Raw genomic sequence first — 21567 nt, forward strand, 5'->3', positions numbered from 1 at the left:
AGATCCAGCCAAATTCGCATTTGATTAAGCGAAACGAAAAGCGCAAAGTTATATCATTTCTTAGAAATTCTGCAATTTTTTCGAAAGGATGAGATATGAAGCACTTTTCACTCTCAAAGGCCGTTTTTATGGCGGCGAGTTTGGCCCTGCTCGGGCTAACGGTTGCGAATGCGCAGGAGAAATTTTCCCCGGTTATCGTCATTCACGGCGGTACCAGCGGACTTGATCTAACCAAGGAGGAATTTAAAATCCGCGAGGAACCGATGAACCGGGCGCTTTTGGCGGGTCAAGCCGTACTTGAGAAGGGCGGTAGCGCGATGGATGCCGTTACGGCGGCCATTATGGTACTTGAGGACGATCCGAATTTCAACGCGGGCAAGGGCGCGGTATTTACCGCCGACGGATTTAACGAGCTTGATGCCTCGATCATGGACGGCTCGACCAAAAAAGCGGGCGCGGTCGCGATGGCACGGCATATCAAAAACCCTATCCTAGGCGCTAGGCTCGTGATGGATAAGACGTGGCACACGCTAGTTGCGGGCGAGGGAGCCGACAAGCTCGCCAAAGAAAACGGTCTAGAGATGGTGGATCAGAAGTATTTTTTCACGCAGTTTAGATACGACGCGCTGCAAAAAGCTAAAGAAAAACAAAAGCTGCTACTTGATAGCGAAAAGGTAAAAAAGACGTCGTTAAATTTGCACGAGCGCCCGTATCTTGGCACCGTGGGCGCGATCGCGCTGGATAAAAATGGCAACCTAGCCGCAGCGACCAGCACTGGTGGCATGACCAATAAAATGACCGGCCGCATCGGCGATAGCCCGATAATCGGCTCGGGAACCTACGCAGATAACGACTCTGTGGCGGTTTCGTGCACCGGCACGGGCGACATCTACATGCGCGTAAACGCCGCGCACGAGGTCTCGGCTCTATATAAATACAAAACCTCCGACGTGCAAAAGGCCGCCGAAGAAGCGGTAAAAGAGGTCAAAGCGCTCGGCGGTAGCGGCGGCATCATCTCGATCGACAAGCACGGACACACGGGCTTTGCGTGGACGAAAGATAAGCTAGGCATGTATCACGGCGAAGCAAGGCTTGGAGACAAGCCGATCGTCTACTGGCCGCTAGGCGAGAAATAAACGTAAATTTAGCCCCTTTGCGGGGCTAAATTTAAATCAAATAGCGAGGATAAATACGCTTTTTATTGCACGTTTATCAAATTTAGCGCCCTCATCGATCAAGCGCTTCGGCGAGGCAAATTCGGTTAAATTTTACTTTCAGCACCTCGGCAAAGCGCAAATTTTCTACTTTTTTAAAATTGGCTCTCTTTAAGGAGTATTAATTTCCGTTGAGCCTTAAATTTTACCGAAATCCATATTTTTTGATACCAAGGCGCTTAAATTTCAGGTAGAATATCGCTACATAAAATCAAGGCGGTAAAATGAGAAAATTTATAGTCGTTCGCGGACATGCGGGCTCTGGTAAAACGACTTTCGCAAAAGAGAAAATCAAAGAATTTAAAAACGAATATCCGCAGGCGCAAATTTATCATTTGGAAAACGATATGTTTCTAACCGATGAGGCGGGGGTTTATACTTGGTCGCCGAAGCTTTTGGAGGATGCGAAGCGCAAGGTCGCACGCGAGATAAAACAGGCGTATAAATTTGCCCTAGAAAACAAAGATAAAGACGTTCTTATCGTGCTTAGCAACGTGAGCGCGCGCACCAAAGAGCTGTTAAGCCTAAAAGAGCAAGCCGCCCAAAATGGATTTATTTTCGAGTGCTTTAGAATGCAAAATTTCTTCGCTTCCGAGCACGGCGTCGATGAAGATACCGTGATAGCGATGTTTATCAAGGTCGCAAACAACAAAATAGAGGGCGAAATTTTGATCCCGCCCGTTAATCCTATGAGCGAAAACGTAACGCAAAAGATCAAAGACGCGGCGGCTCTAAACAGGCGCGATCTGCCCTTTGATGTGGCGCAAAATACCTACGTAACGAAAAAATATATCGCCGCCACGCAGGATAAAAGGCTCTGGAGTGCGCGTCAAAGCGAGCTTTATCCCGAGCTTCGCACCTATAAATACTCAAAACGCGTCTTTTTCAAAGCCGATTGGGATAAGGCGCTACTTGAGATGCGCGGACTCATAATGGACGATAATTTAAATATCATCGTGCGTCCGTTTAAAAAGGTCTATAACTATTCGGAATTTACCTCGCGCAAAAGCCTTTATCCTATCGACATCACAGACGATACGCCCGTGCTTGCCGTGCGAAAGGTAAACGGCTTTTTGGGGTGTTGCACCTACGTAGATGCCCACGAAAGCGACGCGAGCTTTAACCGCCGCGTCATCTACTCCACGACAGGATCGACCGATAGTAGATTTGCACAGATGGCGCGCGAGCACTGCTGCAAATTTGAAGAGATTTTCAAACGCTATCCAAATAAAACTTTTTTATTTGAGATCACCGACGAGAGCGATCCGCACATCGTAGAAGAGGAGCTAGGCGAGACCCTTATCGGACTTATCGACGTTAAAACCGGCGCGCAAGCAAGCGAATTCGAGCTGGATAAGATCGCTGCAAGCACTGCCGGAGCGCTAAAAAGACCTTTTTATAAAGAGGGCGAGCAGTATCTAAAAGCGAGCTTTGCGGAGCTTAAAAATATAGTCAAAGAGGCGAAATTTGAGGGATTTATGGTGTATATCCCAAGCCAAAACGGTTTTTGCTTTAAGATGAAAACGCCTTATTATCTCGTGAATAAATTTTTCGCTCGCAGTAAAAACGAGGCGCTTTCCGGCAAACTCGATAAAACCAAGCTTGATGAGGAATTTCACCCCTTGATCGATCATATCAAAGCAAACGAGCGAGAATTCAAATCCCTTGACGAGCAGGGCAAACTAGGATTTATAAAAGAATTTTTAGAAAAAATTTAAAGATTATCGTGCGAATATTTGGCGCCGCGCAAATTTGCGTAAAGCGTAAATTTGATATAGCGATTAAAGCTTAAAGGAAAAATGATGATATTTTTTACCTCCGATTTGCATTTTTATCACGGCAATATTATGAAATACTGCCCTAAATTTAGGGATTTTAACGACGTAGCTGAGATGAATGAAAGGCTAATAGAGCTCTGGAATGCCGTAGTGAGGCCCGAGGATACGGTTTATGATCTGGGCGATTTTGCATTTTGTAATAAATTAAAGGATCTAAAAAGCGTCGCGCGCAGGCTAAACGGCTCGCATGTGCTGATTTTAGGCAACCACGATACGCTCATTAGCCAAAAGAAAGAAGCGCTGCTACGTGAGCTAAAAGACGACGGAAATCCTATCTTTAGCGATATCCTGCACTACAAGGAGCTAAATTTTGACGGCGGCGCGGGCGCGATGAAGGACGGCAAAACGGGTATCAGCATCTGTATGTTTCACTATCCCGTAGAGGAGCACAACCGCGCCTCGCGAGGCTCTTTTATGCTTCATGGACACTTGCACGACCGCGCTTCTAGCCTAGAGGGTCGCATACTAAACGTAGGCTTTGACTCGCACGGCAAAATTTTAAGCTTAGATGAGATCGTGCAAATTTTAGGGCAAAAGGAGATTGCGGCAAGATATTCGTGATCCGGGCTAAACGCGGACAGCCGCAGCATTGATTTAAGCGTAGCCTGCCGCAATATCTTACAAAAGCACCCGCATAATACCGGGATAGGCAAAGCGCTTGACGGCAGCAGCGGCGGCATCATCTCGATCGATAAGCACGGACACACGGGCTTTGCATGGACGAAAGATAAGCTCGGTATGTATCACGGCGAAGCAAGGCTCGGAGCTAAACCGATCGTTTACTGGCCGCTAGGAGAGAAATGATAGATTTTAGCAAATAGCGCAGAAAGCGAGGACGCTCGGCGAGAAATGATCAAATTTGATCCCGCCTATTTTTACACGGGCGGGGGCGAATTTGGTTAAATTTAATAGCTTATTCAAAAATCCCAGAATTTGATTTTATATGAAAGACGAAGTCAAATTTAAAAGCGATAAAACCTAGCTTCACCGCTCAAATTTTGCCCTTTTGTCTACGCGCAAATTTTAAAATTTGCCGCACGCTTTAAAAGATCGGTGCGTATTTAAAAGACGATTACGCGCCTAAAATAGCTGCTCCAATCGTTTTAATAAAGCTTCGCTTCGGCGTGACGGGGCGGAGCTAAATTTTAAATTTACTCGCGCGTAATCCACGCCGACGCACCGAGCGGCAAGAATGAGAAGCAGGGTATGTTCTCTTTTGGTACCAAAATCCAAAACGATACCGCCTTTTGCACTAGCTATGAATACGGCGTGTATAAAGCAACAGAGCAAGGGCGAACCCAACCGGTGCGCGGACGAAATTTCGCGGAATTTAGTCAATTGTCGCGTGCGATTTTATCTAAGCTGCTGCAAATTTTATCCCTAGCCGCCGTAATTCTGCTCGCGTCCAAATAAAATTTCACGAAATTCCGTAGAATTTTACGCTATGTATTCTGCAAACCGGCGGGCGAAATTTTGTGGGTGCGACCGGATTGCATGCGTAAATTCCGCCGTCAAATTATAATCTAGCGCAAATTTTGCGGACGGAATCGCTAGCTAAATTTAAACCCGCGCGGTTAAGCCTAGCAAGCCCGCTTGCTAAAATTTCGTTCGCGCAGAATTTCATTTGTGTAAAGTTAAAATTCCAGCCGAAACTCCGTCTCTCCAGGCTCGCTTCTGCACGAAATTTTAAGCTCGAGTTCGTCGCAGTATTTTTTCACGATAAAAAGCCCGATGCCAAAGCCGCCGTTGCGCTGATCAAAGCGGGTGTAAAGCTCGAAAATATGCGGCAGATTTTGCCGCGCGATGCCCGCGCCGCTGTTTTTGATCCGAAGCAAATGCTCGCGCAGACTCACCTCTACGCAGCCGAGCTCATCACAATATTTTATCGCATTGCCAAGCAGATTGTCGATGATTTTTCGCAGCTTAAACTCATCCGCGCAAAAGGCTACCGGACGCAGATCGGCGCGTAGATTTATGCGCTTTTGCTCCGCAGAGACGCCGAAATACTCTATGCGGCTTTGCAGCAGCTTGCTTAAATTTACCTCTCGCCCGCTGCCGCTTTTGTTTAAGCTTAGCGCGGTTAGATCCTCAAACAGCGCGTTTATCGTATTTGCGCCCGCCTTGATATTGCCCAGATATTTTTTCGCATCGGTATCGAAAAGCTCGATACTCATCAAAATCACGCTAAGCGGGGTTTTTATCTCGTGCGTCGTGTCGCGAATGAAGCCGTTTAAAAACTCGATCTTTTCGTAAAGCGGGCGCAGCGAAAGGCGGATGATAAAATATGCGATCAGCAAAATAATCGCCAAAACAAACGCGCTCGCGGCTAAAATTTTAAGCTTCAGCGCCGCTAGCTTGCCCTCAAGCGCCTCAGTTTTGATCGCTACGTAGTACTCCGTGCCGTCCTTGGCGGTGAGATTAAACTGCTCGATCCTGTTATTTCCCTCCATATACACGCGCGGCGCGTCGTCCCTCGGCTCGAAATCCCGTGCGATCTCATCGCTACTATTCAGATCCGCAGCGTATGCCTGCATGGCGTCGAAATCGCTCTCGTTTAGGCGCCCGCCGCGCGCGAGCTTAGCCTCTAAGCCGTGCTTGAAATCTCTGATCGCAAAGGCATCGCGATCCGCGATAAAAAACTTCTCCCGCTCGTAAAATACGCTGCTTACCAGCGCCAAAAACAGGACGCTAGTAAGCGTGTAGAGCAAAAAAATCGGTAGAATTTGACGCATTTTGGACACGGCGCGCTCCTAAAGATATTTGTAGCCGAGCTTGGAAGCATTTATGATGCGATCCTTACCCAAAATTTTTCGCAGCCCGGCGATATAAACGCGTAGGCTAAGCTCGCTCGGACTCTCGTCGTAGTCCCACAGCGCGGCGAAAATTTCATCCTTACTAAGGAATTTATCGCGATTTTTCAGAAGCAGAGCAAGAAGCCTCGCCTGCTTCTGCGGCATCGGCACGGCTCTTCCGTTGCGATAAAGCGCGTGCTGAGCCATATCGAAGCTAAAACCTCCGCCGATATTTTCGCGTCTGGCGGTGTTGTGGACGAAGGTGCGCTTTAGTAGATTATCCGCGCGCAGAGCGAGCTCTTTTAGCTCGAAGGGCTTTTTGAGGTAGTCGTCGCAGCCGCTTCTAAAGCCGCTTTCGACGTCTTGCAGAGTGTTTAGCGACGTCGTGAAAATGCACGGTGCGCCGCGCCCGGCCTCGCGCAGCTCGCGAAGTAGCGCAAAGCCGTTGCCGCCGATGATTTTGACGTCGAAGATCCACAGATCGAAGCTCTTTTCGTACGCTAAAGAGAGCGCCTCGTCGTAGCTTTTGGTGCCGCTTACCTCGTGCCCCGCGCCGCGCATGTAGGTGCACATCATATCTAGCAGCATCCCCTCGTCCTCGACGATCAAAACCCTTGCCATAGCCCGCCCCCTTGCGTAGAATTTTTGAAATTATACCCTGTGAAATTCCACGTAAAATTTAATTGCAAAATTTCACGGCAAAATTTTATCATGGCGAAACAGCGCGTCTTAGCTCAAAAGTATGCTTACTAAATTTAGGCTTATAAGATTGCTCGCCATTGCTCGCCTGGTATATTATTCGCGCGGCGCAGCGCAAGAAACTAAAATTTTACGATATAAAATTTTCGCGCCGCGAAATTTTAAAATTTCATGTCCTAAAATTTCGCTGCGCAGAATTTCAAAACCTCGCCTGCGTCGATAAAATTTAGCGAAATTTCATCGGTGCTATGCCGCATAGACTCCAAAGCTAAATTTTAAAATTTCTACACCGCGATTTGATAAAGTAAAATTCCGCGCAAGTGCTGCGCGGAACTAAATGGCTTGCGCGCGGGCAGCTATTGCTGCGTCATAGGGCACACAGCGGCGCCGGCGTTTTGATTGCACGGCATCTCGCCTCTTGGCGGCATTGCCGGACCCGCGCCTCCGCGCATTCCTTCAGGCGGCATATGACCGCACTCGCCGGGTGCCATCTGCGATCTGTGCGGGCCAAACCCGTGAGCGGGCCTTTTAAATTTGCCGAAATTACCGCGATCCTTGAGCTCAATATCCAGCCTATCCGCCTGCTCGACGCTTAGCTTGCCCGCCTGGACGTTATAGTTTTTTCTAAACTCGTCTAGGAATTTCTCGCGATCCTCGACGCTCATAGCGTCCAGCTTCTTTTTAAACTCCGTCTTAAATCCGCGCTTGAGATCCCTTGCCTGTGCTCTTAGCTCGCCTGCGCGTTTATCAATCTCAAACGCCGCTTCGCTTAAGCTCTTGGCGTCGGCACCGGCTACTGAGGCATTGATCTGCTCGGGGCTGCTTGAGCTAAAATCTGCGGCGAACAGCACGCCCACGACTAAAACGCTTGCTAAAACGATCTTTTTCATTCTCTCTCCTTTGTGAAAGTTGACGTGATTGTAGAAAAAAGTCGTGAAGAAAAAGTTAAGCTTCGCAAAAGTCGCAAAGAGGGTTAAATTTTGAAATTTTGCGAGCGCTACCGACAAGTTTGCCTTTGACATACGAGCTTTAAATTTAGGCGTAAATTTTAAATTTACGTGCGCTCGGGCGTGCAAATTCGTTCTTTCGCGAAGCCGCTTTAAGCGCATAGAAATCACGCGTAAGCTCATTTTATAAGCATATGCAAGTAGGCTAAATTTTAAAATTATTTCAAATCGCTATAATTTTTCAAAAATTTAAGGAAGCCGGATGAAAATTTTAAATTTTGCGCGGACGAGCCTTGGCGCAAACATCTATCAGGGCATAGGTTTTGGCATCGCGATGACATTTTGCGGCGGTTTTATCGACGCTTATACCTTCATAAAGCGCGGCGGCACGCTAGTGGCGGGGCAGACGGGCAACGTTACCTTTCTCTCGGTGGATTTGGCGACGCGGAATTTTGACGGAGCGCTTACGAAGGGCGTTACGATGCTTGCTTTTATGGCGGGCGTTTTTGCGGTAAGCATACTGCATACAAAACTTCATAGCGCGTTTTGGCGGCTTGCTACGATAGTGCCGCTGATTACGTTTTGCGCCATCGTGGGATTTTTGCCTGCGGATATGCCAGATATCTATATTGTGCCGCCGCTTGCACTGGGAATGGCGATGCAAACGACGGCGTTTAGCGAGGTCGCCGGCAGAGGCTATAACAATGCCTTTACTACGGGCAATCTCAAAAAGACGATGATCTCTTTGGGCGAATACGTAATGCACCGTAAAAGCGAAGATAAGCGCTCGGTTTTCATATACGCAGCCCTCGTAATCAGTTTCGTTGCGGGCGGCATCGCTTCGGCGCTTTTACAAAAGATCTTGGGTTTATATACGATTTTAATTGCGGCGGTGATTTTGGCGGTAACGGCAGGAATTTACGCCCTTATGCTGATTGAGCGCGAGGATCATCTTTCGTCTTGAATTTGCGAGGTTGATTTTATCGAAAAGATTTGCGGAGCGCGAAAGCTCCGCAAAGTATTTTGTCGAGCGCTTATTTTATAACGCCGCAGACCATTCTAGCGCCGCCGCCGCCGAGCGGCTTCGGATGGTCGCTGTGGTTATCGCCGCCTACGTGAACCATCAGCGAGTGGCCTTTTAGCTCATCTAAGCTCTTGATCTTAGGAGCTAACACCGGATAGACCGCATTGCCCTCTGCATCGACGAAAAGTGCAGGCAGATCGCCCTTGTGACCGCTATCATCCCAAGCAAACGAGTGTTTTTTGGTATCGCTTGGATCCCAGTGGCCGCCCGCTTTCATACCTAGACCCTTCTCATTTGCGCCGCAGTCGGCGTTTTGATGCACGTGAAAGCCGTGCACGCCGCTAGCAAGACCCTTTAAATTTGGGAAAAATGCCACGCCGTAGTTCGTCTCGACCGCTACGACCTCGCCGACGGTTACGTTGCCCTTCTCGCCCAGCTGCTCCATAGCGATGACGAGGTGCTTGCCCGTCTTAGGGTCGAAATTTTGCATATCGCCGTGCTCGTGAGCGATCAAGGCGCTTGCGACTAAAATTGATGAAATTAGAAATTTCTTCATGATAAATCCTTTAAAATGAAATGCGTTTGCAATTCTATCAAAAAATACTTAAAAATAATTTTTTTCAGTTAGATAAATTTCGCTTTTTATCCAAAAGATTTATCGCATAAAATAAAATCAAGCTGGAAATCACGAGCAAAACGCTTAAAATCAGCGCTCGCTCGTTCTCGCCGTCATACACGGCGCCCATGATCGCAAGACCTAGCGTGTCGGTTTTGCCCACTATATTTCCGCCCAGCATCAGCGTGATACCCACTTCGCCGAGCCCGCGCGAGAGCGCTAAAATAAGCGCGGAGCCGAGCGTTTTAAGCGAGCTTGGAAGGATTACGAAGAGGAAAATTTGAGATCTGTTTTTGCCCAAAATTTGCGCGGCTTCGATTAGGCTCTTCGGAAAGAGCTCAAAGCTCGCACACACGGGCTTTACAAACAGCGGCAGCCCCACCAAAAATGCGGCGATTACCAATGAAGAAAAGTTAAAAACGATGTCTAAATTTAACGCAGAGCCGATAAATCCGCTCTTTCCGAAGATGTAAAGAAGCAGAAATCCCGTCGCGATCGGCGGGAAGATAAGCGGAAAAATTACCAAAATTTCGACGATCTTTTTAAATTTGGCTTTGCTGAAAGCTAAAAAATACGCAATTGCTAGCCCTATTGAAATCAGCAGCAAAAAGCTGCAAAATAGGGCTTTCGCGCTTAGTATCAGAGGATGTGCGATCCAAGCGATGTCGCTCATTTAAGGCCGAATTTTGAAAAAATCTCTTTTGAGCGATCCGATTGAAATTCCTTCATCACCTTTTCGCAAAGCGCTTCATCGCCGCACGCGCTAAGCATTGCGATGCCGATATATGCGGGGCTGTAGAGGCTCTCGTCGATGTAGATGATCGAGCCGAACTCATCTTTTTTGGCGACCGCTTCGGTGCTGTTGATAAAGCCCGCCTGCACCTCGCCGTTGATAACGTAAGCGACTACCTGCGGCACGCCCGCGACGGCTAAAATTTTATCTTTTACTCCGTCCATCTTGGCGTTTTGCAAAAACTCGTTCGTTCTGATGCCGTAAATCGCCTTTTTAGGATCGGGCATCGCGATTTTATCGAACTTTTCGATCTCCGAGACGCCCTGTATTTTGATATTTTTCGGCGTCACCAAAACAAGCGTGCCGCGCCCGATACGCTCAAATTTAGTGATATTTAGGTCGCTTTTTTCTAAAAACGCCTCGTCGCCCACGATGAATGAAATTTTATTCTCGCGCGATTGAATGACGAGCTGGCCGAGGTTTGCAAACGATCCCGCCACGTCCATACCCTCTTTTTTCAAATTTTCGATCACGGCCGAGACGGGCTTTTTGTATCCGCCGCCGGCTGCGATTATCAGCTGATCTGCGCAGAACGAAACGCTTGCTGTAAGCGCCAAAATAAAAGCAATTTTTTTCATGAAAATCCTTTTTTGAAATTTTAAGAATTCTACAAAATATACTCTTATTTATTAATAAATCGCGTTTTTACGCCCTATTTTAGACTTCCACGCCTTAAATTTAAAATTTAATATTTAGATAAATTCTATCTTTCCGCCTAGATCGCACACGCCCTGATTCCAAACTGCCGAGCTTACGAGCACGTCCGCGCCGGTAGCTGCAAACTCGGCGCAGTTAGCTTTATTTATGCCGCCCGCAGCGCAAATTTTAATCTGCGGCGCCGTTTCATCTCGCCTCAAAACGCAAGCTCTAAGCTCGCCAGGGCTCATCTTATCGCACATTATCGCATCAGACGCGTATTTTAAGAGCTCGCTAAATTCGCGCTCGCTCGCCACTTCGATCATGATCTTTCGCTCGGGCGCGCGCTCTTTAAATTTAGCGATCTGCGCGCAAAATTCGCTAAAGCTCGCAAACGCACGGATGTGGTTTGAAAAAAACAGGACGCTGTCGTGCAGCCCCAGGCGGTGCATCGTTCCGCCGCCCGCGATCAGCGCATTTACGCAAAGCTCCTTCGCAAAAGGAAAGCTCTTGCGCGTCGCACCCAGCACGCAGCGCGGATTCGCCTCTCGCATCAGCGCAACCATCTCGTGCGCGTAAGTAGAAATTTTGCATGAGTACTCAAACACGATCTGAACGATCTTCCAAGCTTTATGCAAGCTCTCAAAGCTTCCTCGCGCGCTAAAAATTTCACCCCCCGCGCAAAATGCGCTTCCCTCACGCGCTAGATGCTGCGTCTCGCAGCCGAGGCGCGCCGCTACCTCGCGCGCAATCTGCCCGCCGCTAAAGATCAGATCCTGCCTCGTTACGATCGAAAGTCGCGCGGGCGCGCCCAAATCCGCGCAGCCGCGTAAAAGCTCGGTCGTAAGGTCTAAAAACGCGCCGTCGCTAGCGATTAGATCGTCGATTTTACTCTGCGAAATAAACATATCTAGCCTACGAAGTGAATTTTAGCGGGCTCAAAGCGTGAATGCGCCTTTGTGACGCGAGACGGAAAGCCCAAAGGCATAATGCAAAACGCCTCCAAATGCCCAGGCAGATCTAAAATTTCTCTTACGCGCTCCATTGCGTAGATATCGGGCGCTACGCCCAGCCACGTGGTGCCAAGCCCCAAATGGTGCGCCGCTAGCCAAAGATTTTCTGCCGCACAAGCGCAGTCGTAGCGAGCGTAGGGCTGGAATTTTAAGCCGCTTTTGCGCGTGCAGACCACGATCGCAAGCGGCGCATCCTTCGTGCAGCCGCCGTAGGTGCCGACGCTGCTAAGTAGCGTAAGCGTGGTGCGGTCGCGTACTACGTAAAACTCCCATGAGCGCTGGTTGCCCGCGCTAGGGGCTTGCATAGCGGCTTTTAGCACGAGCTCGATCTGATCGTCGCTCGGCATTTTTTCGGTAAAATTCCGCACGCTCGTGCGTGTAAAAATTTCATTCATCGCTGCTCCTTTAAATTAAATTTCTAAATTCCGCTTTTTGCGAGCGGTAAAAAATGGAATTTAGAAGTAGGCTTGCCGCTGCGTTTGCTTGAGCCCTGCTTACACTTTACGCTTATTTAGGCGCTACGCGGCGGCTGATGCGCGCAGATTTGGTTTTGCTTGCCTGAGCACGCCTTTTTTTTGCATCAAAAAGCGCGCGAAACTGCGATAAAATTTCAAATCGCGCTGCTACGAAAATCCGCCGTAAAGAACATCCGCTCAAACTCAGCTTGCTTAAATTTCGCTCACAAGCAAGCTTGCGATCCGCGTATTTAAATTTTAATCCTAGGCTGCTATCTGGCACCTGCTAAAATGACACGCCGTATGCATCAATATGTGCGTGTAGCTCGCGTGGTCCTTAAATTTCATCTCGCACGCAAGCCTGCGCCGATCTTTGCGGATAAAATTTTATCCTTCGCAGCAATGAAATTTCACCTTCGCGCCGAGCAAATTTTATCTTCGTCGTCCGGTAAAATTCCGCTTTCGCCGCTTTTGAATTTTAACCGCATCGCGCGCCGCAAAGCACCAGCTAGCCGTACCGCATGCAAAGCGCGCTCAGATCAAAAGCTCAAAATATCTAAAATTTAACCGCCAAGCACGACTAGGCGGAGCCATGCGCCGAAGCGCTATGAAATTTAAGCGTTAAGCCTGCTCGCCTATCAGCCTGCGCACGACGTAGCTTGTGATGAAAAGCCCGAAGCTCGCGGTCACGCCCATGAAGCTGCCCATCGATTTGACGCGCGGCGGCTCGCTCGAGCAGACGACGTCAAAATCGCCCGCAAAGCCGCGCTTTCGCAGCTCAGATCTGATCTTACGCGCGAGCGGATCGCCTTGCGTCCGCCAGATTGAGCGGATTTCGATTTTAGAGGGATCGAGCCTCTTTGCGCCGCCCATCGAGCTTACGAAGCCCGCGCCCGCCTCGCTACAGCGCAGCGCAAGAGCGATCTTGGCGCTCACGTCGTCTATCGCGTCGATTACGAAATCAAATTGCGCTAGATCAAATTTAGACAAAAATTCCTCATCGATCCTAGCGACGATCGGCGTTATGCCTTTAAATCTGCGCGCGAAAACCTCGCATTTTAGCTCGCCTAGGCACTCGCTTCCAAGCTGGCGGTTTTGATTAGTGATCTCGAAGCGATCGCAATCAATCACGCTTAGATTTACCGCGCCGCTGCGGTATAGCGCCTCTATCGCCGCTCCGCCCACGCCGCCGCAGCCGCAGATTAAAATTTTAGCGCTTTGAAGCCTTGCAAAATCCTCGCCGAAAAGTAGGCGCGAGCGCGAAAAGCGGTCTACTACGACCTCACTCATCGTTTTTCATCCACCTTTCTAGCGCGCTCATCTGTTCGTGCGCGGTTAAATTTAGCTTGATCGGGCTTAGCGTCGCTCGCCCCTCAAAAAGTGCCGAAATGTCGCTGTTTTCGTTCCTGCTCGCATCAAAACTGAGCGTGGATTTGCCGAGCCAATAATACTCCATTCCGCGTGGATTGCGATTTAGCTGCGCGTCGGTGTCGTAGAGCTTCTCGCCGCATGGCGCAACCGTTAGTCCCCTGAAATCTTGCTTTGAGACGGCAGGAACGTTTAAATTTAAAAACTGCTTTGGCGGCAGCGGAAAGCCGTTTTTGAAAATTTTTCCCACCAAATCCACCGTGAGCTCGCATGCGAGGTCAAATCCGTACCGCTGCAGCGAGTCTGCGACGTAAAACTGGCTCACCGCAAGCGCGGGAATACCTTGCAAAACCCCCTCCATCGCGCCTCCGCAGGTGCCAGAATAGGTCACATCCTCCGCGACGTTGGCGCCGTGATTTATGCCGCTTACCACGAGATCGGGCTTGCGGTTATACAGCGCGCGGAGCGCTAAATACACGCAATCTGCGGGCGTAGCATCGTCGAGTTTGAAAAATCCGTCGTCGAGCTTTACAAATCTAAGCGGACGCGTGAGCGTGAGCGAGTGTGAGCATGCCGATTTCTCCGAGCTTGGCGCTACGATGGTGACGTTTGCGATCGATCTTAGTGCGCTTGCGAGCTCCAAAAGCCCGCGCGCTTCGAATCCGTCGTCGTTAGTGATTAAAATTTCTTTCATATTCTCTCTTTAACTAAAATTTCGCGACAGACCTATCGGGGCGAAATTCTATCTGCAAAAATTCTAGCGCTCAATTCTTTACTATGCAAAAATTGCTACTTAGTTTGCGTGGCATAAAATTCCGTCGTGCCAAATTTTTTCACAAAAATTCCATCACGAAACTTAGATCACAAAATTCATAGAAAAATTCCGCCTTTTTGCTACGAAATTTTATCTTTTTACGCTACAAATTTTTATAGCCTGCTATGCAATTTCATTGCCTAAATTTAGTTTTCGAAATTCCTTAAATTTTGCGACCGCACTCCGCAACTCGCCACAAAATTTCGCCTTTTAAATTATCACAGATTTTACACCATAAAATTTTGCTTTCGCACCGATGTAAATCCGCGGCATAAAATTATGCGAGATATTCTACAACCCCGCTTTACGGCATATCTCCTCGCTCACCTGCGAATCAAGTAGGTGCGAGTTCGGATAATCGTAGAAAAATCGGTGCACTTCACGCACTCCGCTTCGCAATAAAGCTCGCGTACTAGGTGCATTGCAGTCATTTTCGGTAATATCCTTAGTTAGCAATTTGAGATATTTTTGCCGATCGGAGCTTTTCAGGCTCGCCCAGCCGGGGCTTAGCGAGTAGGCATAGATCAGATCGCTTCCTTGTGCGCTAATTTCTTCGAGGAAGGCAAACTGCGCGACCTTAACGTGGGGCTTGGTGCCGCCTACGTCTGCTGCGATCTCGCTAGCTGCGGCTTTAGCGACGAGTGCGGGCGAGCCTAGCTTACTAAGCGCCTCAAAACGCGCCGTTACTGCGGGATCCTCGGTGACTTGACGCTTTTGATATTTAGCCGCGCCGCAACCGCCCAGCAACATCGCGAACGCGCCGCATAGCGCTAAAATTTTAAAATTTCTCATCTTAAATCCTTTGTCGGCTTAATTTTAGCACATTTTGCTATAATTAACAAAAATTTAAAAGGCTAAATTTGAAATATTTAATCTCTTGCCTAGAACCCTCGGCGAACCTGCATTTTAAAGAGGTTCTAGCGCATCTTAAAAGGCTTGATCCTGCTTGCGAGATTTGCGGAATTTTCGATGAAAAGTTGGGCGCGCCGATATACAAAAGCAGCGAATTTTCGGCGATGGGTTTTATAGAAATTCTGCCGCTGATTTTAAAGGCTAGGCGCGCGATGGCGCAGATGACGCGGCTTGCGGCGGAGTGCGATCGCGTGCTTTTAATCGACTCGCCCGCGTTTAATCTGCCGCTAGCTCGCGCGATCAAAGAAAGCGGCGCGCGCGCGGAAATTTCATATTATATCCTGCCGCAGGTTTGGGCATGGAAGCCGCACAGAGCGGAGAAGCTGAAGGCATTTTGCGACAATCTACTCTCCATCTGGCCTTTTGAGGCAAAATTTTTCGGCGCGGATTGCAAGGGAGATAAAGGCGCCGTGTCGCAAGAAGCGGAGAGCAAAGACGCTGCGCTACAAGAAGCAAAAGATAAAGACGCTGCGCAGAAAGAGAATGCTGCGCACCCGAGCGAGCAAAGCGCCAAAACCGCAAAGTATTCTTTCGTGGGGCATCCGCTGCTTGATGAGATAAAATTCCAAAAAACAAGTTACGAAAAACAGGGCAAGATCGCCTTTATGCCGGGCTCGCGCAGGGCTGAAATTTCAAGACTGATGCCGATTTTTAGAGCCCTTGCGCCTAAATTTGAAAATAGCGAGCGAGTCTTAATAATCCCGCCGCATCTGATGGATCAAAGAGATGAAATTTACGGGCCTCTAGACGGCTTTAGCATCGTAAACGATACTCCCGCCACGCTTAAGGATTGCGATTTTGCTTTCATCTGCTCGGGTACGGCGACGCTTGAAGCGGCGCTCATCGGCACTCCGTTCGTGCTGTGCTACAAGGCGCGCGCATTTGACGTTTGGCTCGCGCGAAAGCTCGTAAAGCTAAAGCACGTGGGGCTTGCGAATATTATTTTTGATTTTTTGGGCGAAGAGCCGCTGCACGAGGAGCTTTTACAATCCGAAGTAAGCGCGCAAAATCTACTCGCCGCATACGAGCGCTGCGACGCTGCGAAATTTAAACTTGCGAGCAAAAAGCTGCGAGATTATCTAAAGCTCGGCTCCGGCGAAAACGTGGCAAGAATCTTAACGCAGCCCGCGAGCTAAAATTTTAAGGCTAAAGCTTATATAATTTGATAAAAAGAAAGGAAGATTATGACGACAGAACCAATGACGCTTTACGGATATGAAAAGATCACCTCCGAGCTCAAGGAGCTTCAGAGCGTGAAGCTGCCCCACATAGTCCAACAGATCGACATCGCGCGCGGACACGGCGATCTAAAAGAAAATGCCGAGTACCATGCGGCGCGCGAAGAGCAAGCGTTTTTGCTATCGCGCATCGCCGAGCTTAGCGACATCATCTCTCGCTCAAAGATCATCGATCCCTCTACCTACGAACACGACCGCGTAAAATTCGGCTCCACCGTTACCTTTATGGACGTAGAGACCGAGCGGGAGGAGGTTTACACGATCGTAGGGCTTAGCGAAGCGGACATCTCGCGCAAGCTCATCAATATTAATACGCCTCTTGCGCGCCAGCTTTTAGGCAAGGCAGAGGGCGATCAGGTGGTGCTTCAGCTGCCATCAGGCACGCGCGACGTGGAAATTTTAAGCGTCGAATACAAGCCGATAAAATTTGAGAATTAGCGTGAAAAAAGTAGGCATCATCGGCGTTAGCGGCTATACGGGGCTTGAGCTGATTAAGGCTCTACTTTCTCACCCAGGCTTTGAAATTTCATATTTAGGCGCTTCGGCGCAGGGCGAAATAAGCGAAATTTTCCCGCAGCTTCGCGGCGTGTTTGAGATGCACGTAGAAGCCGCGGATGCTCGTGTTGCGGCGCAAAGATGCGATCTTGTTTTCTTGGCGCTGCCGCATGAAAAAGCGATGGAATTTGCTCGCGAAATTTTAAAATTTAAAAGCGTCAAGGTAGTCGATCTATCGGCTGATTACCGCCTAAGCCGCGAGCTTTACGAGAAAAATTACACCACGCATTTAGACCCCCGTAATTTAGCCCACGCCGTTTACGGACTGCCCGAGCTAAATCGCGAGAAGATCCGCGCGGCACGGCTTACGGCAAATCCGGGTTGCTATCCTACCTGCTCTATTTTGGCGCTTGCGCCGTTCGTACGGCTACTAGATCCTAGTATCGGCGTATTTATCGACGCAAAAAGCGGAGTAAGCGGCGCAGGCAAGGCCCTTAAAGCAAGTAGCCATTTCGTAAGCGTGAACGAAAACGCAAATGCCTACTCGCCGATCTCGCATCGCCATGCAGACGAGATCAAAGAGCAGCTACAAATTTTAAAAGGCGGCGAATTTAGCACGCTTTTCGTGCCGAATTTGCTGCCGATTACGCGCGGGATGCTAGTTAGCGCGTTTGGCGTACTGCAAAATAGCGTGGACGCAGAGGCGGTGCTGCGGGAGTTTTACGCAAACGAGCCTTTCGTGCGCGTCCGAAGCGAACCCGTGAGTATAAAAAACGTCGCAGGGACGCACTTTTGCGATATTTTTGTAAAAACTGCGGGCGATAAAATTTGGATCAACTCGGCGATCGATAATCTTTTGCGCGGAGCTTCGTCACAGGCGATCGCAAACGCAAATTTAATGTGCGGATTCGCCGAAGATACGGCGCTACCGCGCATCGCGCACGGAATTTAAACGATGAGCTTTTTGCAAAAGCCGCCACGTGCCGGAGTCTAGATGCAAAATGATCAAATTCAGACGATAAAACCGGGCGCGATCTTTATCGGCGATGCGCATGCGGGCGTAAGCAGGCCGCAATTTTTAAAATTCTTGCGCGCGCTGTGTTCCACGCAAAGCCTGCCGCCTCAAATTTTTATGATGGGCGATATGTTTGATTTTTTGGCAAACACGACCTACGTGCAGCGCTTCTACGAAGAGGAGATCGCGCTAATAAACGAGCTGTCGCGAAAATGCGAAATTTTTTACTTCGAGGGCAACCACGATTTTAATCTGCGCGAAATTTTCCCCCGCGCAAAAGTTTATCCAAACGCCGCGCAGCCTGCTAAATTTATCTGCGAGAGCGGCGAAGCGGTACAGATTGCACACGGCGATCTGTTTTTGCCGCGCCTGACGCAGTTTGCGCTGCTTTCGCTACGAAATAGAGCTTTCTTAAAATTGATGGATCTGCTAGATCGCGCTTTAAAATTTAAAATTTCAAAGATGATCTTAAAATCACAAGAGGGAAAAAATCTATACAAAAAAATGCCAAACTTTAAGGATATAATCGCACCGAAGATCGATTTTTACGCGGAAAATTTAATCATCGAAGGGCACTATCATCAAGATGAAATTTTATATTTCGGCGAGAAAAAATATATAAATTTGTGTTCGTTCGGGGTCGGGAGCAAAATTTACGAGGTCTCAAAAAGCGAAAAATTTATGCTAATTCCAAAAAACTTAAACTTAAATTAGCTATAATTCCTAAATTTTTGCGAGGATGTTTATGATAAAGCTTTGTGTTTTCGACTTTGATTCTACGCTGATGGACGGCGAAACGATAGGTTTTTTCGCCGCTAAAATGGGCACGCAGCGACAAGTTAGCGAAATTACGAAGCGCGCGATGGCGGGAGAGCTTGATTTTTTCGAGAGCCTTAGCGAGCGCGTGGCGCTGATAAAGGGGATGAGGCTTAGCGATGCTAAAGCTATCGCGGAAAGCTTGCCTTTCGTTTGCGGCGCTAGCGAGATCATCGCGTATCTGAAAAATAAAGGCATAAAAGTAATCGTCTTTAGCGGCGGATTTCATCTCGCTACCGACGCCGCGCAGAAAAAACTGGGTTTTGACGCGAGCTTTGCGAACTATCTGCATGAAAAAAACGGAATTTTAACCGGGCTTTTCGGCGGCGAGATGATGTTTGGCTACTCAAAAGGCGTCCTGCTTGCGCAGCTTAAATCGCTGATGGGCCTAAGCGCAAGCGAAGTAATGTGCGTGGGAGACGGCGCGAACGACGTTTCGATGTTTCGCGAGGCGGGGCTTAAAATCGCCTTTTGCGCGAATGAAATTTTAAAAGAACACGCGAGCGTCTGCATTGAAAAAAAGGATTTGAAGGAGATTATGAAATATGTATGATAAAGCCCTAAATTTCAGCCTTTGGTGCGACTTTTTGGAGCGCGATTTTATCGATAAAGATTTCGACGAGCTGATCAAAAAAGGCATAATTAACGGCGCGACTTCCAATCCCGCGATCTTTAAAAACGCAATCCTAAGCTCTCCCGCATACGACTCGGCTAAAGAGGAATTTAGAAAAAAAGAGCCTAAAAAGCTGTATGAAATTTTAGCCACCGCAGACATCAGAAGCGCGGCGGAGAGCCTGCTTAAAAATTTTATCAACGGCGATGACGGCTTTGTGAGCATCGAGGTTGATCCGTGCTTTGCAGACGACGCCGAGGCGATGTATCGCGAGGGTAAGCACCTATACGGCACGATCGGCATGCCAAACGTTATGATAAAAATCCCCGCGACCAAGGCGGGCTACGAAGCGATGCACGATCTACTGAAAAAGGGGATCAGCGTAAACGCGACCTTGGTTTTTTCGCCGGAGCAGACCGAAAAATGTATCGAGGCGATAAAAGAGGGGATCGCAGGCTTTCGTCGCTACTTCCCGAAGGCAAATTTACCAAAAACAGTAATTAGCATCTTCGTTAGCCGCTTCGATAGGTTACTAGATGAAAAAATGGCCGCAGCGGACCTTCCTACCGGTAAAATCGGTATAATGAACGCGGCAAAGTGCTACAATATCATCGCTAAAGAAAATTTAAACTACGTAAAGCCGCTGTTTGCGAGCACGGGGGTAAAAGGAAACGATCTGCCGAAGGACTACTACGTAAGCGAGCTGATGTATCCGAGCTGCGTAAACACAGCGCCGCTTGATACCATAAAGGCTTTTGTAAGCGGCGATCAAAAACCCAAAACGCCACCGAGCGATGCGCAGATAGAGGAATTTTTCGAGCGCGTAGCGGATGCGAAGATCGATATGAAAAAGGCGTATAAAAAGCTACTCGATGACGGGCTAGTAGCCTTTGAAGAGGCATTTAAAGAGATAATAAAAACACTTAAAAAGGAGAAATGATGGCGGGTTCTATAGATTATTCGCAGTATCAAGTTGACGCTTCTACACTGGATTTTAAGCAGCGAGACAGGCTAAATAAATATTTGGAATTTTTGATCCAAAACGGCGGTAGCGACCTTCATATAAAATCGGGCGCGGTTATCAGAGGTCGTATCCACGGCGAGCTGGTAAAATTTAGCAAAACGCCATTTTTGAAAGAAGATGCGATGACACTAGCTAAGGAGCTTCTCATCACGCGCTTTCCGGAGCTTATCGAGAAAAAGAGCGTGGATTTTACCTATAAGCTGAACGAAGATTATCGCTTCCGCGTTAATATTTTTTTTCAGATCGACGGTATCAGCGCGGTTTTCCGAACGATCCCGGTTAAAATTCCGGAAATCGACGAGCTGGGCTTACCGCCTTCGATCAAAGATATTTGCGACACAGCTATGCGCGGTGTCGTGCTGCTTACCGGACCTACAGGAAGCGGAAAGACGACAACGATCGCAAGCATGATCAATCGCATAAATAGACAAAGAACCAGCCACGTCGTTACGATCGAAGACCCCGTCGAGTTCGTATTTAAAGACGATAAATGCATCATCAACCAGCGTGCTATCGGCGAGGACTGCAACAACTTCGCAGATTCGCTTCGCGCCGCGCTACGAGAGGATCCGGACGTAATATTTGTGGGCGAGATGCGCGATTTGGAGACGATCGAGACCGCGCTTCACGCCGCAGAAACGGGCCACTTAGTGTTTTCGACGGTGCACACCATCGATGCGAAAGAGACGGTAAACCGAATCATCGCGATGTTTGAGCAGGCTGAGCAGGAGCGTATCCGAATGACGCTAGCGTCCGTCCTAGAGGCGGTCATCTCTCAGCGCCTTGCCCGTACTATCGAGGGCAAACGTGTGGCCGTCGTTGAAATTTTACGCAAAAACACCCGTATTAAGGATATGATACTTGATGCGCGCGACGATGAAATTCCTGACGCGATTGCCGACGGTCGCAACACCTACGGCATGCAGACCTTCGATCAGCACCTGCTTGATCTTTACAGAGATGGCATCATTACCCGCGAGGAGGCGCTGGATAAGGCCTCTAAGCGAAACGACCTCGATCTGCAGATCAAAAACGTAGATCTTGCCAAAAAAAGGGATTTGGCAGCAGAATCCGGAGAGAGCGCCGAAGAGATGCTTGCGGGCGAAGTCGTACAGCTAAAAGAGATCCGCTGAGTTGCAAATTTTAAAATTCTAAATTCTTGCAATTTAAAATTTTAAAGAATTTTGCTTTGAAATTTTAAAATTTATGCAGGATAATAATATAAGCGCAGATACCCCTCTTCAT

At 48.5% G+C, this 21567-nt stretch carries 22 protein-coding genes; 11 read left to right on the forward strand and 11 right to left on the reverse strand.

What is annotated here, in order from left to right; genetic code table 11:
* Positions 1–95 precede the first annotated feature (95 nt).
* The 3 genes from Q0600_RS00445 to Q0600_RS00455 all read left to right on the forward strand — a co-directional run bounded on the left by Q0600_RS00445 (position 96) and on the right by Q0600_RS00455 (position 3613).
* Positions 96–1136: an isoaspartyl peptidase/L-asparaginase family protein gene (locus Q0600_RS00445; RefSeq protein ID WP_298755585.1), complete on the forward strand. Its 1041-nt coding sequence runs from the start codon at positions 96–98 to the stop codon at positions 1134–1136.
* Between the two features lie 302 nt (positions 1137–1438).
* A complete protein-coding gene (locus Q0600_RS00450) occupies positions 1439–2932 on the forward strand; it encodes an RNA ligase (protein ID WP_298755587.1) in 1494 nt (497 codons plus the stop codon).
* An 84-nt stretch (positions 2933–3016) separates the two neighbouring features.
* Positions 3017–3613, forward strand: coding sequence for a metallophosphoesterase (locus Q0600_RS00455; protein WP_298755589.1), 597 nt, complete (start codon positions 3017–3019; stop codon positions 3611–3613).
* Between the two features lie 1073 nt (positions 3614–4686).
* Here the strand turns inward: Q0600_RS00455 and Q0600_RS00460 are convergent.
* The 3 genes from Q0600_RS00460 to Q0600_RS00470 form a co-directional block, all read right to left on the reverse strand.
* Complete coding sequence (locus tag Q0600_RS00460; protein ID WP_298755632.1) at positions 4687–5784, reverse strand: HAMP domain-containing sensor histidine kinase; 1098 nt, start codon at positions 5782–5784, stop codon at positions 4687–4689.
* A gap of 18 nt (positions 5785–5802) precedes the next feature.
* On the reverse strand, positions 5803–6465 hold the full coding sequence (locus Q0600_RS00465; protein ID WP_298755591.1) for a response regulator transcription factor: 663 nt from the start codon (positions 6463–6465) through the stop codon (positions 5803–5805).
* Between the two features lie 434 nt (positions 6466–6899).
* On the reverse strand, positions 6900–7433 hold the full coding sequence (locus Q0600_RS00470; RefSeq protein WP_298755594.1) for a DUF1104 domain-containing protein: 534 nt from the start codon (positions 7431–7433) through the stop codon (positions 6900–6902).
* 319 nt (positions 7434–7752) lie between these two features.
* Here Q0600_RS00470 and Q0600_RS00475 point away from each other — a divergent pair, with 319 nt between their 5' ends.
* Entirely contained in the window at positions 7753–8454 is a 702-nt protein-coding gene (locus tag Q0600_RS00475; RefSeq protein WP_298755597.1) for a YoaK family protein, read from the forward strand.
* Positions 8455–8524: 70 nt separating this feature from the next.
* Here Q0600_RS00475 and Q0600_RS00480 read toward each other — a convergent pair whose 3' ends face one another.
* The 8 genes from Q0600_RS00480 to Q0600_RS00515 all read right to left on the reverse strand — a co-directional run bounded on the left by Q0600_RS00480 (position 8525) and on the right by Q0600_RS00515 (position 15001).
* Positions 8525–9070 (reverse strand): superoxide dismutase family protein, encoded by a 546-nt coding sequence (locus tag Q0600_RS00480; protein ID WP_298755600.1) that lies wholly within the window; start codon positions 9068–9070, stop codon positions 8525–8527.
* A 64-nt stretch (positions 9071–9134) separates the two neighbouring features.
* Entirely contained in the window at positions 9135–9803 is a 669-nt protein-coding gene (locus Q0600_RS00485) for an ABC transporter permease subunit (RefSeq protein ID WP_298755603.1), read from the reverse strand.
* Positions 9800–10501, reverse strand: a complete 702-nt coding sequence (gene modA / locus Q0600_RS00490; RefSeq protein WP_298755606.1) for a molybdate ABC transporter substrate-binding protein — start codon at positions 10499–10501, stop codon at positions 9800–9802. Before modA ends, Q0600_RS00485 begins: the two co-directional genes overlap by 4 nt.
* A gap of 114 nt (positions 10502–10615) precedes the next feature.
* On the reverse strand, positions 10616–11467 hold the full coding sequence (gene modD, locus Q0600_RS00495) for a ModD protein (RefSeq protein ID WP_298755608.1): 852 nt from the start codon (positions 11465–11467) through the stop codon (positions 10616–10618).
* Between the two features lie 2 nt (positions 11468–11469).
* Positions 11470–11967 (reverse strand): nitroreductase family protein, encoded by a 498-nt coding sequence (locus tag Q0600_RS00500; RefSeq protein ID WP_291938251.1) that lies wholly within the window; start codon positions 11965–11967, stop codon positions 11470–11472.
* Between the two features lie 681 nt (positions 11968–12648).
* Entirely contained in the window at positions 12649–13317 is a 669-nt protein-coding gene (locus tag Q0600_RS00505; protein WP_298755611.1) for a ThiF family adenylyltransferase, read from the reverse strand.
* Positions 13310–14089: a 5'/3'-nucleotidase SurE gene (gene surE / locus Q0600_RS00510; protein WP_298755613.1), complete on the reverse strand. Its 780-nt coding sequence runs from the start codon at positions 14087–14089 to the stop codon at positions 13310–13312. The genes Q0600_RS00505 and surE overlap by 8 nt, the downstream gene beginning before the upstream one ends.
* 411 nt (positions 14090–14500) lie before the next feature.
* Positions 14501–15001 carry a hypothetical protein gene (locus Q0600_RS00515; protein ID WP_298705263.1) on the reverse strand — a complete coding sequence of 167 codons (501 nt, stop codon included), beginning with the start codon at positions 14999–15001 and terminating at the stop codon, positions 14501–14503.
* A 68-nt stretch (positions 15002–15069) separates the two neighbouring features.
* On the opposite strand from Q0600_RS00515, the gene Q0600_RS00520 reads away from it, so the two are divergent.
* From Q0600_RS00520 to Q0600_RS00550, 7 genes are read left to right on the forward strand one after another with little or no spacing between them, the layout of a single operon-like run.
* Positions 15070–16257 (forward strand): DUF354 domain-containing protein, encoded by a 1188-nt coding sequence (locus Q0600_RS00520; RefSeq protein WP_298755615.1) that lies wholly within the window; start codon positions 15070–15072, stop codon positions 16255–16257.
* Positions 16258–16305: 48 nt separating this feature from the next.
* A complete protein-coding gene (greA, locus tag Q0600_RS00525; protein ID WP_298755617.1) occupies positions 16306–16797 on the forward strand; it encodes a transcription elongation factor GreA in 492 nt (163 codons plus the stop codon).
* 1 nt (position 16798) lies between these two features.
* On the forward strand, positions 16799–17806 hold the full coding sequence (argC, locus tag Q0600_RS00530; protein WP_298755619.1) for an N-acetyl-gamma-glutamyl-phosphate reductase: 1008 nt from the start codon (positions 16799–16801) through the stop codon (positions 17804–17806).
* Between the two features lie 42 nt (positions 17807–17848).
* Positions 17849–18583 carry a metallophosphoesterase gene (locus Q0600_RS00535; RefSeq protein WP_298755620.1) on the forward strand — a complete coding sequence of 245 codons (735 nt, stop codon included), beginning with the start codon at positions 17849–17851 and terminating at the stop codon, positions 18581–18583.
* Positions 18584–18614: 31 nt separating this feature from the next.
* Positions 18615–19238, forward strand: a complete 624-nt coding sequence (serB, locus tag Q0600_RS00540; RefSeq protein WP_298755623.1) for a phosphoserine phosphatase SerB — start codon at positions 18615–18617, stop codon at positions 19236–19238.
* Positions 19231–20238: a transaldolase gene (locus tag Q0600_RS00545; RefSeq protein WP_298755626.1), complete on the forward strand. Its 1008-nt coding sequence runs from the start codon at positions 19231–19233 to the stop codon at positions 20236–20238. The genes serB and Q0600_RS00545 overlap by 8 nt, the downstream gene beginning before the upstream one ends.
* Complete coding sequence (locus Q0600_RS00550) at positions 20238–21455, forward strand: PilT/PilU family type 4a pilus ATPase (protein ID WP_298755629.1); 1218 nt, start codon at positions 20238–20240, stop codon at positions 21453–21455. Before Q0600_RS00545 ends, Q0600_RS00550 begins: the two co-directional genes overlap by 1 nt.
* The last annotated feature ends 112 nt before the right edge of the window (positions 21456–21567 follow it).

Origin of the sequence: uncultured Campylobacter sp. (assembly GCF_938041645.1) — a bacterium.
Lineage (GTDB): Bacteria > Campylobacterota > Campylobacteria > Campylobacterales > Campylobacteraceae > Campylobacter_B.